Genomic DNA, 16,032 nt, shown 5'->3' with positions numbered 1-16,032 from the left:
AATATGATAAAGCAAATTTTTAAAATAATATGGAGTGAGCGAAAAATCAACATTTGGATATTGTTCGAGCTCGTATTGGTCTTTTGTATCCTTTGGTTTTGTGTAGATTACATCTATTTTTTCACAAAACGTTACTTAGAGCCGACAGGCTATAATGTAGAACACGTTTACAACATCAATATGGGTATAAAAGAAGAAGGCCATGTACTTATAAATAATGGAACGGATGCTCAAAAAGATTCATTAGTCAACATCGTATGGACTATCGTAGATCGTATAAAGAAATATCCTGATATAGAATATATAAGTCTCTCTTCGGCCGCTGTTCCCTATTCGGGTTCATTTATGAGCAATAAAGCCTCTTTGGATACGATGGTTGATTACATTCAGTTTAAATCGGTTAGTCCTGACTATTTCAATGTTTTCAAAATCAACGTGCAACGAGGACAAGTAGAGAACTGGAATAAAACGGATAATATAGTTATCAGTGGGAATAAAGATAATCAATTTTTGAAGCACGATGCCAAACAAATAAAATCACTCGTAACCGGAGATAACGAAAACAAACAAGTAATAGGAGTTGCAGCATCTTCCAAGAGAAGTGAGTTTGACGAACACAATCCGATAGTTTACACATTATTATCGACAAACGACAGGGAAACAGTCTATTTTGACGGAATCGAAATTTGTGTACGGGTAAAAGCCGAAGCCGATAAAAATTTTATAGAGCGATTTACAAAAGATATGCAAGAACAAATTGCGATGGATCCTTATTTTTTATCGTCTGTGACATCTATCAGTGATCTTAGAAAAGACTTTATGAAATGGAACAAATACGATAATAACTTCAAAAGTATTTTTTCTATATCATCGTTCCTTTTCATAAATATCTTTCTCGCTGTAGTAGGCACATTCTGGTTTAGAATACAGACCCGACGTAACGAAATTGGCTTAAGAGTAGCTGTAGGATCAACCCGAATGAATATAAAAGCTTTATTCATTCTCGAAACTCTCTTCTTATTGCTATTAGCCAGTCTTATAGCCACACCGATATGCATAAACATCGCTTTGGCGGATATACTAAGAGATATTGGAGTACCATCCATAGATAGAGGGGAGGAGCCTATAAGGATAAGCCAATATTTTATCAATTATTTATTTACTGCCTTGATCCTGATTACAATATCAATATCGGCAGTACTTTATCCATCGTGGAGGGCATCAAGGATACAACCGGCAGAAGCTCTACGAGACGAATAAAACAGAAACAAAACAAAGAGTATGAAAAAGATTTTTTCTTCTATTCTATTGCTGGCTTTATTTATAGGTTTGCGAGCACAAGATACGATTACAGTAAATCTGCCTGAGGCTATTCAACGAAGTGTCTCTATCTCGGTAGATGCTGTTGTAGCCCGCAACCAATTTAAATCAAGTTATTGGGGATATAGAACATATAAAGCCGAACTGTTGCCCGAAGTAACTTTAAATACAACCCTGCCCTACTATTCTAAATCATACAATGCATTTCAGAATTCGGACGGAACATACACATTTGTAAGCAACGACTATAGTAAAATAGACGCAGGAATATCCATATCCCAAAATATCCCATTAACAGGCGCTACACTCTCCGTAGAAAGCAGTTTTCAAAGATTAGAGCAATACGGAGGCAACGGTTCTACAAGATACATGGCAATTCCGGGATCGATAACACTCCAACAACCTATTTTTGGATTCAACCGTGTGAAATGGTTACAAAAAATAGAGCCGGTAAAGTATCAGGGAGCAAAACAGCAATTGGTAGCCGATATGGAAGATGTATCTAATACCGCAATCCAGTACTACTTCAATTTGCTATTGGGACAAATAAATATGGAAATAGCGCAGCAGAATTTAAAAAACACAGAGAAGCTATATACAATAGCCGAAGCAAGAAGAAAAATAGGACAAATTTCAGAAAATGATTTATTGCAACTGAAAGTTTCATTACTAAAAGCCGAATCATACCTCACAGATGCACAAGCCTCTTTAAGTTCAAGAATGTTTCAGTTGCGTTCCTTCCTTGGGTATGGAGAAGACATTATCATTAAGCCCGCTATACCGGAAGGTCTTCTAAGTAGAATGCCGGTTTTGTCTTATCCGCAGGTGGTAACATTGGCACGAGAAAACAACCCCTTTACCCAGAATATCCAGAAAAGAATGCTGGAAGCGTCTCGCGATGTAAGCCAGGCAAAAGCAGACCGTTGGAATGCGACATTATTTGTTTCATTTGGAATGTCGGGACAGGAAGATCGTTTTGCGCAAGCCTTCAACAGCAACAACTGGAGAAACAACCAAGTCGTTAATGTTGGTATCAAAATACCGATCTTGGATTGGGGCAAAAGCAAAGGAAAAGTAAAAATAGCTGAAGCTAATCGTGAAGTAGAAAACTCTAAGATAGAAAAAGAGCAGATAGATTTCAATCAAAATGTATATCTTCGTGTACAGAACTTTAATAGTCAGTCGAAGCAATTGGAGTTGGCGAAAGAAACAGATATAATTGCCCAGCAACGTTACAATACCTCTATCGAAGCGTTTGTATTAGGTAAAATTGATGTATTAAACCTGAACGATTCCCAATCTTCGAAAGATGAAGCCAGACGTAATTATATCGAACAGATGTATCTACTATGGTCATATTATTATCAGATAAGAAGTCTGACCCTGTACGATTTTTTAGGCAATAAAGAAATATGCGCTGATTACAATAAGATTGTTGATTAACTTCAAAATCATTATTTTTATCCACTAGAACGAAGATTTTTATGATACTGATCTGTGACGACGATGCTGCTATACGTTCATCCCTTTCTTTAGTATTAAAAAGGGCCGGATATGAAACAGCGAATGTAACATCTCCTCAAGAGGCAATTGCTTTTGTAAAAGCCACATCTCCCGACCTGATCCTGATGGATATGAATTATACCAAAGGGACAAGCGGAGAAGAAGGACTTACTTTACTGAAGCAAGTAAAAATTTATTGCCCTGACTTACCTGTTATACTTATTACGGCGTGGGGATCGATCAACCTTGCAGTAAGGGGAATACAAGCCGGAGCTTTTGATTTTGTCACCAAGCCTTGGAACAATATGGCGTTACTGAACACCATTCAGACAGCTATACAGTTGAAGGAGGGAAGTGAAAAAGAGGCAGCCGGAAACAATTCACATATCAGTAGCGACGAGACTTTCCGAAATGATAAGATCATAGGCAAGTCTCCCCTCTTACAAAATGTATTCAATACAATTTCGCGGGTAGCCAAAACCAATGCCTCTATCCTTATTACAGGCGAAAGTGGTACAGGAAAAGAGCTTATAGCAGAAGCTATACACGAGAACAGTGACAGAAAAAAGAATCCATTTGTGAAGGTAAACCTAGGAGGTATTTCACAATCTCTTTTCGAAAGTGAAATGTTTGGTCATAAAAAAGGAGCATTTACCGATGCTCATTATGACAGAATTGGTCGCTTCGAATTAGCAAATAAAGGAAGCATCTTCCTCGATGAAATAGGAGAATTAGATGCGGCGTGTCAGGTGAAATTATTAAGAGTGTTGCAGGATAAAACGTTTGAATCGTTAGGTGACAGCAAGCAAAAGCAAGTTGATGTACGTGTCATTAGTGCAACCAATCGCAATCTTGCCGACATGGTATCTAAAGGCACATTCAGAGAAGACCTGTTCTATCGGATCAACCTTATCACAATAAGAGTTCCGGCTTTGCGTGAGCGGATAGATGACATTCCACTACTCGTAAAACATTTCGCAAAAAAACAAGTCGAAATAAACGGATTAGAAAATATTGAATTTACATCTGAAGCGATTAGCTTCTTGAAAAGATTACCATATCCCGGAAATATAAGAGAATTGAAAAATCTGATAGACAGAGTTATTCTCGTCTCAGGTAAAAACATACTTACCGATAGCGATTTTAAAGATCAATATACCGCAATCCCCAATTCATCGTCTACACTCCCCGACTCTATCTATCCTTTAGACGAATTGGAGAAAAAGATGATAGAAAAAGCAATGGAACTATATGGTGGTAATCTCTCGAAGGTGGCAACAGCACTAGGCGTAAGCAGACAAGCATTATACAGAAGGCTGGAGAAATATGGAATAAGCACAAATGATTAGGGACTATGAAATCAAAAATCTTATTCTGGATATTAGCAGTTCTCGTCTTTGGTTCTTTGTTAACTGTAGGGTTTGTTTTTTTTAGAACAGACTTATATAAGTTTCTACTTATAGAAGGAATAGCTATCCTTGCTATTATATTTTTTATCACACTTTACTACCGACTTATAAAACCATACCAGATTATTAGCGATGGAATGGAACTGCTAAAAGAGCAGGATTTTTCTACGCGTCTGCGTCCCGTTTCCGATAGCGAAGCCAACAAGCTGATTGAGATTTTCAATAAGATGATGGATCAGTTGAAAGACGAAAGGCTGCAAGTGAGAGAGAAAAATCATTTTCTTGATTTGCTTATACAAGCATCCCCACAGGGAGTAATCATTTTAGATTTTGACGATAAAATCACAGAGGTTAACCCATCCGGACTACGCCTGTTGAGTATAAACAATATCAATGACGTAAAAAACAAAAAGCTCGGTGAATCGGGAATAAATATAGGAGATCAACTAAGCAAACTAAAGCAAGGAGAAGATGTAGTGATACGTAGTTCGGGTATAACAATGTATCGTTGCTCCCGCTCTTCGTTTATAGATAGGGGCTTTGCACACCCTTTTATCCTCATCGAAGAGTTGACACATGAACTACTAAAAATAGAGAAAAAATCATACGAAGGCATTATCCGTATGATGGCACATGAAGTAAACAATTCGGTGGGGGCAGTAAGTTCTACTCTTAATGTTATCTCGGATATATTACAACAGAATGAAAACAGCGAATTGATCGATGTATTGCCTGCTGTAGACGCATCTTTCGACAGATGTAAGCATTTGGGGCATTTTATCAGTAACTTTGCCGAAGTTGTAAAAATCCCCGAACCGTCGGTATCCGATGTAAGCATCAATGAGTTGGCACGGTCTGTCGAATCTCTCTCCCGAGCAGAATGCTTAAAAAGGAATATAAATCTTAAATTGAGTCTGACTACCGGGAAAGATTTAGCATGCATCGACAGTATACAATTTGAACAAGTACTGGTCAATATTGTAAAAAATGCCTACGAAGCAATAGACAAAAATGGAGATATAAATATCATTACTACCTCTCAGCCTCTTTCCATCACCATTGAAGACAATGGACCTGATATACCGGAAGAAACAAAACAAAAACTATTTACTCCTTTCTTTACTACCAAACAGACAGGTCAGGGAATCGGATTAATGTTTGTTCGTGAAGTCTTGCTTAATCATAATTGCAAATTTGACTTGAAGTCTGAAAATGGTTGGACAAAATTCGAGATCTTTTTCTAACAGCAAGCTTTTATATTCATATCTGAAAGATACTATCACATCGTATCTTTAATATCAGGAGAAATAAAACTATATAAAATAGGGGCATTATACTCTTTCCCTTTTTTTCGTTCGTCCAGTTGAATAACAAATCCTTCCTGAAGTATTTTTCGTTGAAAGTTTCGCCTGTCAAGCTTTTTATTTAAAAATATTTCATGAATCTTTCTCAATTCAGTCATCATAAATTTCTCGGGAAGCAGCTCATATCCTATAGGTATTATTGGCATTAAAAGTTTGATAGACTCTTGTGCCTTTTTTATAATAAGCTCATGATCTGAATACATAGCAGGCAATTTATTTATATCATACCAATGTAATTGCTTTTTTTCTGATACAAAGTCATTTACCTCATCATACTTCACCAAAGCAAAGTAGCCCATTGTTATAAATCGCCTTAACAGCCATTTTCCATCATTCCTTACCGAGCTATATTGAGCTACATAGTCTAGATTTTGTTTCATAATAGTTCTGTTAGGGTCACTAAACAATGCAAATTGCTTTAGGAAAATATTGCTCAACCCGGTATAAAGTTCCAGTATCCTATGTGCCGCTTGATCAGCACTTTCGTCATTAAAAACAAAACCTCCTAATAGAGCCTTATAATTGTTTATGCCAAAATCTCTCAGCAGAACTTTTATTTTCCCCTTGTGAAAAGCTATTATAACACAATCTACCGAAAAGCCTGGGTGCGAGTTCTCTGCGGTATGATCTTCATATGTCAACGTCGTTAAATCTTTCATAATCTAAGTAATAGGCATCTATATCCTCTCAAAATTAATGAGTCTGTAAAATTAGAGAATATATTTCGAATAAAAATATGATTAATAATGTCAAATTGTGTTGTAAAACATATATGCGTATTTTGTACGCACATTAATTTTTTTCTTCAAAATCAATAAATATATTTGCAAAATATACATGCGTTTACATAACGCACCTAAATATAAATATCAATATTATGAAAAAGAAGTATATTCCAATATTCCTACTCGGAATATTGAGTTTGCAATGTACACAGCCAACTAAAACCGATGATTACATCCTTGTAGAAAATAAAGGTGGACCCACACTGGGGTACTCAGCAGCATCAGGTGTAAAAATCATTACGGTTGACGATCTAAAGTTTAAAGACCTCAACAAAAACGGAAAGCTGGATAAGTATGAAGATTGGCGTTTGCCTGTACAAGAAAGAGCAGAGAACCTCGCTTCACTGATGTCTATAGAACAGATAGCTGGTCTGATGCTATACAGTGCACACCAATCGTTACCGGCTAAGGAAAGTGGGTTTTTAGCAGGGACATACGATGGAAAGTCCTTCACCGAAAGCGGAGCGAATGCTTGGAATCTGACCGATCAACAAAAGAAATTCTTAAAAGAAGATAATTTGCGACACGTATTAGTTATGGGTATCCAAAGTCCTGAAGTAGCAGCTCGCTGGAACAATCAAATGCAAGCTTACATAGAAGGTCTTGGATTAGGTATTCCGGGAAACACAAGTTCAGACCCTCGACATTCGGGACAATTGGTTGGATCTTCGAATCCTGAATTCAACGCAGGAGGAGACCGCATATCTATTTGGCCTGATGGGTTAGCTATGGCAGCTACATTTGATCCTTCTATAGTGAAACAGTTCGGAGAGGTGGCAGCTAAAGAATATAGAGCATTAGGCATAGCAACTGCGCTTTCACCTCAAATAGATTTAGGCACCGAGCCTCGCTGGTTCCGTATCAACATGACATTTGGTGAAAGTCCGAAATTGGCAACAGATATGGCTCGCGCTTATATTGATGGCTTCCAAACTTCGGAAGGAGATGCAGAGATCAAAGACGGATGGGGCTACAACAGTGTAAATGCAATGGTAAAACACTGGCCTAGTGGAGGTCCCGAAGAAGGAGGCCGTGACGGGCATTGGGCATTCGGAAAATTTGCTGTATATCCGGGAAATAATTTCGAAACACATCTGACACCATTTCTCGAAGGGGCTTTCAAGTTGGAAGGCAAAACGAATAAAGCATCAGCCGTTATGCCATACTATACAATATCGTACAATCAGGCAAAAGACGGAACAAACTATGCTAATGGATTTAGTAAGTATATCATAACAGACCTTCTGCGCGACAAGTATGGATATGATGGCGTAGTGTGCACCGACTGGCTGATTACAGGAGATGAAGGAAAATCTCCGGGAGATTTTGCTGGAAAGCCATGGGGAGCAGAAAAACTGTCTATTTCCGAAAGACATTACCTAACCATCATGGCGGGAGTTGATCAGTTTGGAGGCAACAATGATAAAGAACCTGTATTAGAAGCTTATCGCATGGGTGTAAAAGAGCATGGAGAAGAATTTATGCGCAAACGCTTCGAACAATCGGCAGTTCGTTTATTAAAGAATATATTTCGGGTAGGGCTTTTCGAAAATCCGTATCTCGATCCTAAAGAAAGTGAAGCAACAGTTGGTTGCGAAGCATTTATAAATGCGGGTTATGAAGCTCAACTGAAGTCTATCGTATTACTAAAAAATAAATCGACAGTATTACCTGTGAAGGATAACAAGAAAACGGTATATATTCCTAAGAAAATAAATCCTTCTGTTAGAGACTGGTGGGGCAATATAACTCCAGAAACTGAGGCAATACCCGTAAATCTTGACTTAGTAAAACAGTATTACAATGTAACAGACAATCCTCAAAATGCAGATTTTGCTCTTGTATTTGTAAACTCTCCGCATAGCAATAGCGATGGTGGAGGTTATGATAAAGAAGATAGAAAAGCCGGAGGAAATGGATATGTTCCTATTTCTCTACAATATGGGCCTTATACAGCTACAGAAGCCAGAAGTCACAGTATCGCCGCAGGAGACCCAGTAGTAGATTCTTCTATAACAGACAGATCATACAAAGGAAAGTCTACAACCGTAGTTAATACAAAAGATTTGAATACAATATTGGATACAAAAACACAGATGGGTGACAAGCCTGTTGTAGTTGTTGTAAATGCTACCAGACCGATGATATTTAACGAATTCGAAAACAAAGTAGAAGGTATAGTCATTCGTTTTGGTGTATCAGACAAAGCGGTAATGGATATTGTTTCGGGTAAAGCAGAACCGTCGGGTCTACTTCCTGTGCAAATGCCGGCTAACATGGTTACAGTAGAAAAGCAGAAAGAAGATGTTCCTTTCGATATGGAATGCCACACAGATACAGAAGGCAACACTTATGATTTCGGATTTGGACTCAACTGGAAAGGCGTAATAAAAGATGCACGCAACCAGAAATATATAAAGAATTAATAGAGACACAGAAACTATTAGTCACCTCAATATACACATTAATTAACCTATTTAACCTTTAAAATTTTATGAGCAAATTGAAAATTCTCTTTGCCGCTATCTTGCTATGCATAACACCATACGTGTTTGCTCAAGATGCAAGTAAAGATAACACTGTTACTTTTTATGTAACAAGACATGGTAAAACGATACTGAACACCTTAGTGCAGGCTCAAGGGTGGGCAGACACCCCTCTGACTCCACCCGGAGTAGCTGTGGCCGAATATTTGGGTATCGGAATGAAAGACGTTCCTCTGAAAGCGGCTTATTCCAGCGGCTTGGGTAGAGCCCGTCAAACAGCCCGTATCGTTTTAGAAAAAAAGGGGCAGAAAGGCCTTCTTTTACAAGAAGATGAAGGATTGCGCGAAGCTTGTTTTGGTAGTTACGAGGGCAAACCAGATGAGAAAATGTGGGGAGACGCTGCCCTTAGAATCGGACTACGCAACATGAAAGAGTTTTTTGAAGCGATGAAGACCGATAACCAAGTATACATCAATGCCATGCAGGCACTGAAAGATTTGGATGAATTGGGCATGGCAGAGAACTATTACGACGTAAAAAAGAGAGGGCAGGCTGCATTTAAAGCAATTGCAGAAAAAGAAGCAAAATTAGGCGGAGGAAATGTATTAGTTGTCGTTCATGGAATGTTTATCGGGATACTTCTATCAGACTTAGACAGCTCGGGTAAATTTATCCAACCTACCCACCTTGGAAACGCATCTGTAAGCAAGGTAGTCTACAAAGATGGTAAATTCACTGTAGAGTCGGTAGGTGATATGAGTTATGTAGAAAAGGGCAAAGCTGCCTCCAATTAGTAAAAAAAAAATCGAAACACTAAAACAAACAGAATGAAGACAAATAAATATCTTTTCTTAGCTCTATTTCTTGCCTTTACAGGTGTAGGAATGAATGCTCAGGAAAAAAATAAATCGAAAAAAGAAGCTGCCGGCGAGGTCAAAGAAGGCGATCGCAATGTGATGCTTAATGCAGCAAACAATACCGGGCCGCGCGATGTTAATATCGGATTACCGGCTAGTACAGGAGGTACAACAGTGTTAGAGAATGGTATACCAACTGTATTCTTTTATTGGCCCGAACTACCACCACGAGCATGGCGTAATGATGCGTCAATTGCAAAAAGAAAAATGCTTGACTTGGGGCAAACAGCCGTTCGTGTGGGAGAAGTGGGCGTATCGTTGAGTACTTTCAACAATCTGGGTACTGATAAATTTCAGGGCAAAGGCTCGTTGAATTCAAACCACTTCGGATTAATGCGTGGAGATATTAATCTTAGCGGGCCCATAAACCAGAAAGGACTTAAATTCTCTGTCGGTGCATACGGGAGTTTCGACCCGGGTACATTCAAACCTAAAGGTATTACAAGATATTATAACGACAAGGCTCAGTTGTATAAGGCAGCTTTGACGCAGGAGTACAAGGGAGAAAATATAAAAGGGTCTATAACTGCATTCTACAAGTATGCTAATATCGACAACATTAACAATAAGTATAGTCCATTCCGCTTCGATAGAAATGGAAAGGTCTCAGAACTTGATAATTTTAAGTTAGGTCGAGACTCTTATATCGAACAAAGCGGCGTACTTACGTTGAAAGATGCTTACACAGGGCAAGCTGTAAAAAGAGATCCGGTTAAAGATTATGGAACAGCTTCACATACTTTAGATATTATCGGTAAAAATACACTTTCAAATGGACTAAACATTGACTACATACTGCGTTATCGTTATGCAAAAACAGGTATGTATACTGCTGTAATGACGGGAGTTGAGAATGTTGCCAACCTTTCCGGCAAGTTGAACTATGTAGATGACGGAAGTGCCTATGCCGGAGAAAATGTACAAAGTGTAATGAACCTGGCTTCGAGAAGAACTCCGATGAATACATTAATGGGTACAGTAGAAGTAGGAAGAAAATCGGGCAACCACAAATGGTCTGTTGGTATTGATCAGTGGTATTTTGAGACTCATAATTTCCTGACCGAATCATCTCAATATTATCAGGAAGTAGCTCCTAATCCTAGGAAACTAAAACTAATCACCAATACAAATCCAAATGGAGATATGAGGTTAAATGCAAACTATGAGTACTATGATGGCAGCGAAAACAAAACCGCACTGTTCTTCTTAGACAAATGGGATGTATCGAATGTCGTTACTTTAGACTTTGGTGCTCGCCTGCAATACTTCAACTTAAGAGGTAATTATATAAAAAGCGGCGACAGAAAAGATCAAAATGGTAACATACGTTTGATTGGTGATGCACCGAAATCAGATATTAAACACGATTGGTTGACAAAGGCTGTAATGGTAAATGCTGTAATCAAGTTGACAGACAAATTTGGTTTGCTAGGAGAAGCTGTTTACAATGAAGATGGAGCCCACTTGAACAAATATTCATCGGGTAAAGACCCTCAGTTAGAAATTTCAAAAGTTCCTGAGGCGGCAATAGGAGTATTTTACAATCACAAGTTTGTTAGCTTAGTATCAAAGGCAACATACATCAACAGAAATAATTACCGTACCACTGTGAATTTCTCAAATCCGAATAATAGCTCCGATGTTGAAAGAGCGATGACACAATACGATGTACAGACATTAGGATGGACTACGGATGTATTATTTACTCCTGCGAAAAGCTTCAATTTACATTTTCTATTGACATTGCAACAACCAAAATATAAAAATTTCAACGGAGACCTTAAATTCTCCGATGGAACAGTCTCTTCTTACGATTTTGGAGATAAGACAGTGACCGGAGTTCCAAAGGTATTGATAGAGATAGATCCTAGTTATACTTGGAAAGATTTAAGAGTTTGGGCTAGTGCAAGATACTTTAGCAAACAATATTTCAATAAACCGAACACTCTATACTTTGATGGACGTTGGGAGACATTTGCAGGTGTAAATTATAAAATCTCTAAAAACTTTGATGTAAGTGCTACTTTCGTAAACTTGCTGAATCAACGTGGTGTTTCGGGCTCTATTCCTGATGCAGACCTGATCGTTACCGATGCAGATGTGAAGAGTAAAGAAGGTACTGTAATGTCGGGTACATACATCCGTCCTTTTACAGCCGAATTTGGAGTAAAGTATAAGTTCTAACTATTTAAATTATAAAGTTATGAAAGCAAGAATTACATTAGCCATTTTAGTTTGTTCTTTAATTTCACTGAATATATTTGCGCAAGACAAAAAGATAAGAGATAAGAGAACAAATCCTGATTTATATTACTTGGAAGAATCGGAGGTTGCAAATAGTCTGGAGCTCTTACCACCTCCACCCGAAGCGAATAGCATTCTTTTCTTATACGATAAAGCTCAACATGACTGGGGAAAGCTGCAAAGAAATACCCCTAGAGGAGAACAGGCTGTGAGTGACGCACAGATAGGTGGCAATGGTGTACCATTGGCTTTTTCTGAGGCTTTTGGAATTGAAATCACCCAAGAACAGACCCCTGAAATATACAAACTAATTATCAATATGCGTGAGGATGCCGGAGACTTGGCTACCCGTCATGCTAAGGTGCATTATATGAGGGTTCGTCCTTTCAGTTTTTACAATGAACAAACTTGCCTACCCGAACATCAACACGCACTGTCAACCAATGGCTCATATCCATCAGGTCATACAGCAATCGGTTGGGCAACGGCACTTGTTTTGGCTGAGATAAATGTTGATAGACAAAATGAAATTTTGAAACGTGGATATGAAATGGGACAAAGCAGAGTTATCTGTGGATACCATTTCCAGAGTGATGTTGATGCTGCCAGATTAGTATCGAGTGCAGTTGTAGCACGCTTACATGCGAATGATTCATTTATGGGACAACTTAAAAAAGCGAAAGATGAATTTGCAACTCTTCAAAAAGCAGGTAAGGTAAAGCCTAGCGATAAGAAGTAAGTTCGAAGAATTGGGTACACGTTCGGTAAAAAGACAATAATACAAATGTGTAACTAAATAAAATTTAATATTTATTACGGAGAGAGACTACTGTTTTAGTAGTCTCTCTTTTTGTTGACTCACTAGATAACAATCAACTATAATTAATTTTATTATTTATCTATATACAAACCGATAGATGAAAAAAGGAACAGAAAAGTTACAAATAAAAAAAGTGAAATAACTGTTACTTTTGTCACCTTTTTCATTAAAAGGTATATAGATCAGAATTATGTGAAGTGTATAATAAAAGCAGCCCGATGATAATCACTATCACTCGTGCTGCCTTCTTTATAAATTGGAGTTATAGCCTATCTGTTCAGAAAGACAAAGGAATCAGAAGTTTCAAGCTGAAATTTCGCCCCATGTTATACACCCCTTGCCTTCCTGTCACAGAATTTTCGTCGGCATACTTTAATCTGCTCAAATGGTTTTGATAAGCTTTATCTGTCAGATTATTCACAGCGAAGAAGAGTGAAGCTATCGTTTTCCCCTTGTGGACAAAGTCGGTACCTATTGAAGCGTTGAAAAGTGTATAGGCAGGTGTCGGCGTCTCGGTTCTAAAAGCTGAATAAACTTTGCTCTGCTTCAAGTTGCTTTCTACCCCAAAAGAGATATAGGTATTGTTCAATAACTTTTTGCCGTGGCGTATCAGATCGTAACGGATATCAGATATAAGCTTCGGAGCTGGCGTAAACGGAAGATACTTTGTAGAATCAGGCTGGTTTAGCTGTACAGAACTTACATACGAAAATGAGTTCTGAAAATGCAACTGCTCCACAGGATGTATATCAACGCTGATTTCACCACCCATAATACGAGCATCACCCGAAACAAACTGATATGTTTTATATCCATCGGTAAGCAAGTCTTCTCCATTAGTGTCCAACAGTTTATGAGAAAAGATATAGTTATTTATCCTATTGGCAAACAAAGACAACTCGCCCGAAATAAGCGGAGAGGAGTAACCTAGTCCCCAGTCAGCCTGCCAGCTATTTTCTGCCTTTAGGTCACTGTTTCCTTTTTCATAACGAATTGTACCTTCGTGAACACCATTAGATGCAAGCTCGCTCATATTTGGAGCACGAAATCCATGTGACACATTCAACTTTGTATTCCATTCGTCCGAAAACTGATAAGTCAATCCTAAACTGGCACTAACACCGGTAAAGTTTCGGGAAAAGGCATGAAACTTTTCTTCAGCATCGGGGGTTGATGGAGTAACAACCTCCTCTTGTTCATTCAAAAACAATGCTTTAGCCTTATTATAACGGCGATCGATACGTAATCCGCCACTAATATCAAGAGCTCCTATATTTTTACTTACCAGTGCAAAAGCTCCTATATCAAACAGATTATACTCAGGTATCAGAAACTCCGATCCTTTGTTTAACGATCGTTGATACATACCGTTTATGCCTGCTACAAATTTATAACCCGCAATATCAGGCAGCGTATAGCGAATGTCATAGTTTACGGTATGAAGTTGGAAATACAACCCGTAAGTATCAGGTTCTGCTATTTCTTCAAACTCCTGCCTCCTGTTTTGTTGATAACCAATAATTGTTTTCAGATTCCCCTCTCCGACTATAATACTATTATTCAGTACTGCTTTGTAGTGATATATCTGCTGATAAGGCATCTGCTTTCCGTATGATTTGCTATCACTATCAGATGCCACAACTTCAGTTTCTTCTCCGTTTATAATAGCTGGTTTCAGGAATCTTCCGGTTGCTTCGTCTCGCTCACCTTCTACTATTCCGGGGGTCAAGTGATAATAATCCAGGCTAAGATGCGAATAGCCCCAGCTTCGGTTAATACCAAGTAGCCCGGACACAGCCCGTTCTCTAAATCCTGAATTATAAACATAGCCGTCGTACTTATTTTTATATGAATGAGCCATTTTATCACTATAACGCCAGTTCCATACGAACCCGCTATTATTGCCCGCTGCATTTACCGAATAGTTGAACAGTCCATTATTAGTCTGATACTCACTCATCAGATTGGCTTTTATTGTTCCCTCGGGCAGGATAGGTTCGGGTAAGAAATTAATAACTCCCGCCAAAGCATCAGAACCGTAAATCAAACTGGCAGGACCTTTCAGTATTTCAACAGAGTTCACGCTTTGTGCATCTATCTCTATACCATGTTCGTCTCCCCACTGTTGCCCCTCTTGACGAATACCGTCATTGACAACCACAACCCGGTTGTACCCTAGTCCTCTTACAACGGGCTTTGATATCCCATTTCCTGTGGTTATCTGAGCTATGCCGGGCTGTTTCGCTATAGCATCTATAATATTCGAAGAGGATTGTTGCATAAGCTCTTTTTTAGAGATATACGATATCGGTGAGGGTGTGCGTTTTATTAGCGAGTTACCCGTAAGAGCTGTGATGACCACTTCGTTAATCTCCGCATTCGATTCTTTCATTACAAAATCAAGAGTAGAAGTATTTTTAAGGTCAACAGTTTCAACAATTGTTTGATGTCCGACATAATTGACCTGTATAGTTGTTTTTATAGCCGGCAGATTAGCTATACTATAATTTCCGTTTTCATCACTGATTGCTCCCTTTTTCAGTTCGGGAAGGTAGATGCTAACTCCAATAAGTGGAGCGCCATCGATACCGTCAGTTACCTTTCCTGCTAATGTCCTACTATCTATAGGGACATTTGCGAATATAGAAGTAACAGTAAAAAGGAAAAGAATGAATGTATATATTGTTCTCATAATTATATACGAATAGGAACTATTTATCTTGTATACACAATACAGATAAACAGTTATATAGAGTTAATAAATATATAATATAAAATTGATCTTCGTATCAGGCTTTACCAAATACGAGAATAATGTTCTTTTGCAAAGAACATTCAAATAAAGAATCAGTTTGTATATGAAGAAATATAGACAGGAGGTCCACGTGTGGATATATCGGAGATGAGTTGGGGTAAAAATATAACCCGATCTGAAACAATAAGCGTTGTTACATAAACAGTAATTAGCTGCCTGATATTTCCAAACTTCTGAAGAGTAAAATTGAAAAAAGAAAAAAGGCAGATACTACAATCATGATGTTGGTCGGATAATTCCTGTTGCGATGAGCATGAGGACTCTGCACAATAGTGGCTGTGGTCTGTAAATATAAAGTGAAAAGGCTTCATCAGTATCATACTGACGAAAATACTTACAAACACAATTGCTATTTTCCGATGGGATATC

The 16,032-nt window shown here is 38.3% G+C and carries 10 protein-coding genes; 8 read left to right on the top strand and 2 right to left on the bottom strand.

Features of this window, described 5'->3' with window-relative positions; genetic code table 11:
• Positions 1-3: 3 nt before the first annotated feature.
• From BGO84_RS02315 to BGO84_RS02300, 4 genes are read left to right on the top strand one after another with little or no spacing between them, the layout of a single operon-like run.
• Entirely contained in the window at positions 4-1,260 is a 1,257-nt protein-coding gene (locus BGO84_RS02315; RefSeq protein WP_291027306.1) for an FtsX-like permease family protein, read from the top strand.
• Positions 1,261-1,281: 21 nt separating this feature from the next.
• Positions 1,282-2,763, top strand: coding sequence for a TolC family protein (locus BGO84_RS02310; RefSeq protein WP_291027304.1), 1,482 nt, complete (start codon positions 1,282-1,284; stop codon positions 2,761-2,763).
• Between the two features lie 41 nt (positions 2,764-2,804).
• Complete coding sequence (locus BGO84_RS02305) at positions 2,805-4,172, top strand: sigma-54 dependent transcriptional regulator (RefSeq protein ID WP_291027302.1); 1,368 nt, start codon at positions 2,805-2,807, stop codon at positions 4,170-4,172.
• Between the two features lie 5 nt (positions 4,173-4,177).
• A complete protein-coding gene (locus BGO84_RS02300; protein ID WP_291027300.1) occupies positions 4,178-5,476 on the top strand; it encodes an ATP-binding protein in 1,299 nt (432 codons plus the stop codon).
• Positions 5,477-5,511: 35 nt separating this feature from the next.
• Here the strand turns inward: BGO84_RS02300 and BGO84_RS02295 are convergent, their stop codons facing one another.
• Positions 5,512-6,255: an NUDIX hydrolase gene (locus BGO84_RS02295; RefSeq protein WP_135105180.1), complete on the bottom strand. Its 744-nt coding sequence runs from the start codon at positions 6,253-6,255 to the stop codon at positions 5,512-5,514.
• Positions 6,256-6,473: 218 nt separating this feature from the next.
• On the opposite strand from BGO84_RS02295, the gene BGO84_RS02290 reads away from it, so the two are divergent.
• The 4 genes from BGO84_RS02290 to BGO84_RS02275 all read left to right on the top strand — a co-directional run bounded on the left by BGO84_RS02290 (position 6,474) and on the right by BGO84_RS02275 (position 12,767).
• Positions 6,474-8,807 (top strand): glycoside hydrolase family 3 N-terminal domain-containing protein, encoded by a 2,334-nt coding sequence (locus tag BGO84_RS02290; RefSeq protein WP_291027298.1) that lies wholly within the window; start codon positions 6,474-6,476, stop codon positions 8,805-8,807.
• A gap of 68 nt (positions 8,808-8,875) precedes the next feature.
• Positions 8,876-9,661 (top strand): histidine phosphatase family protein, encoded by a 786-nt coding sequence (locus BGO84_RS02285; RefSeq protein ID WP_291027296.1) that lies wholly within the window; start codon positions 8,876-8,878, stop codon positions 9,659-9,661.
• A gap of 33 nt (positions 9,662-9,694) precedes the next feature.
• Entirely contained in the window at positions 9,695-11,968 is a 2,274-nt protein-coding gene (locus BGO84_RS02280) for a hypothetical protein (RefSeq protein ID WP_291027294.1), read from the top strand.
• Positions 11,969-11,987: 19 nt separating this feature from the next.
• Positions 11,988-12,767 (top strand): phosphatase PAP2 family protein, encoded by a 780-nt coding sequence (locus tag BGO84_RS02275; protein ID WP_291027293.1) that lies wholly within the window; start codon positions 11,988-11,990, stop codon positions 12,765-12,767.
• Positions 12,768-13,125: 358 nt separating this feature from the next.
• Here BGO84_RS02275 and BGO84_RS02270 read toward each other — a convergent pair whose 3' ends face one another.
• Complete coding sequence (locus BGO84_RS02270; RefSeq protein ID WP_291027291.1) at positions 13,126-15,540, bottom strand: TonB-dependent receptor; 2,415 nt, start codon at positions 15,538-15,540, stop codon at positions 13,126-13,128.
• Between the last annotated feature and the right edge of the window lie 492 nt (positions 15,541-16,032).

The organism is Dysgonomonas sp. 37-18 (assembly GCF_001899125.1).
GTDB lineage: Bacteria > Bacteroidota > Bacteroidia > Bacteroidales > Dysgonomonadaceae > Dysgonomonas.
This window is presented reverse-complemented; position numbering and strand designations above follow the sequence as displayed.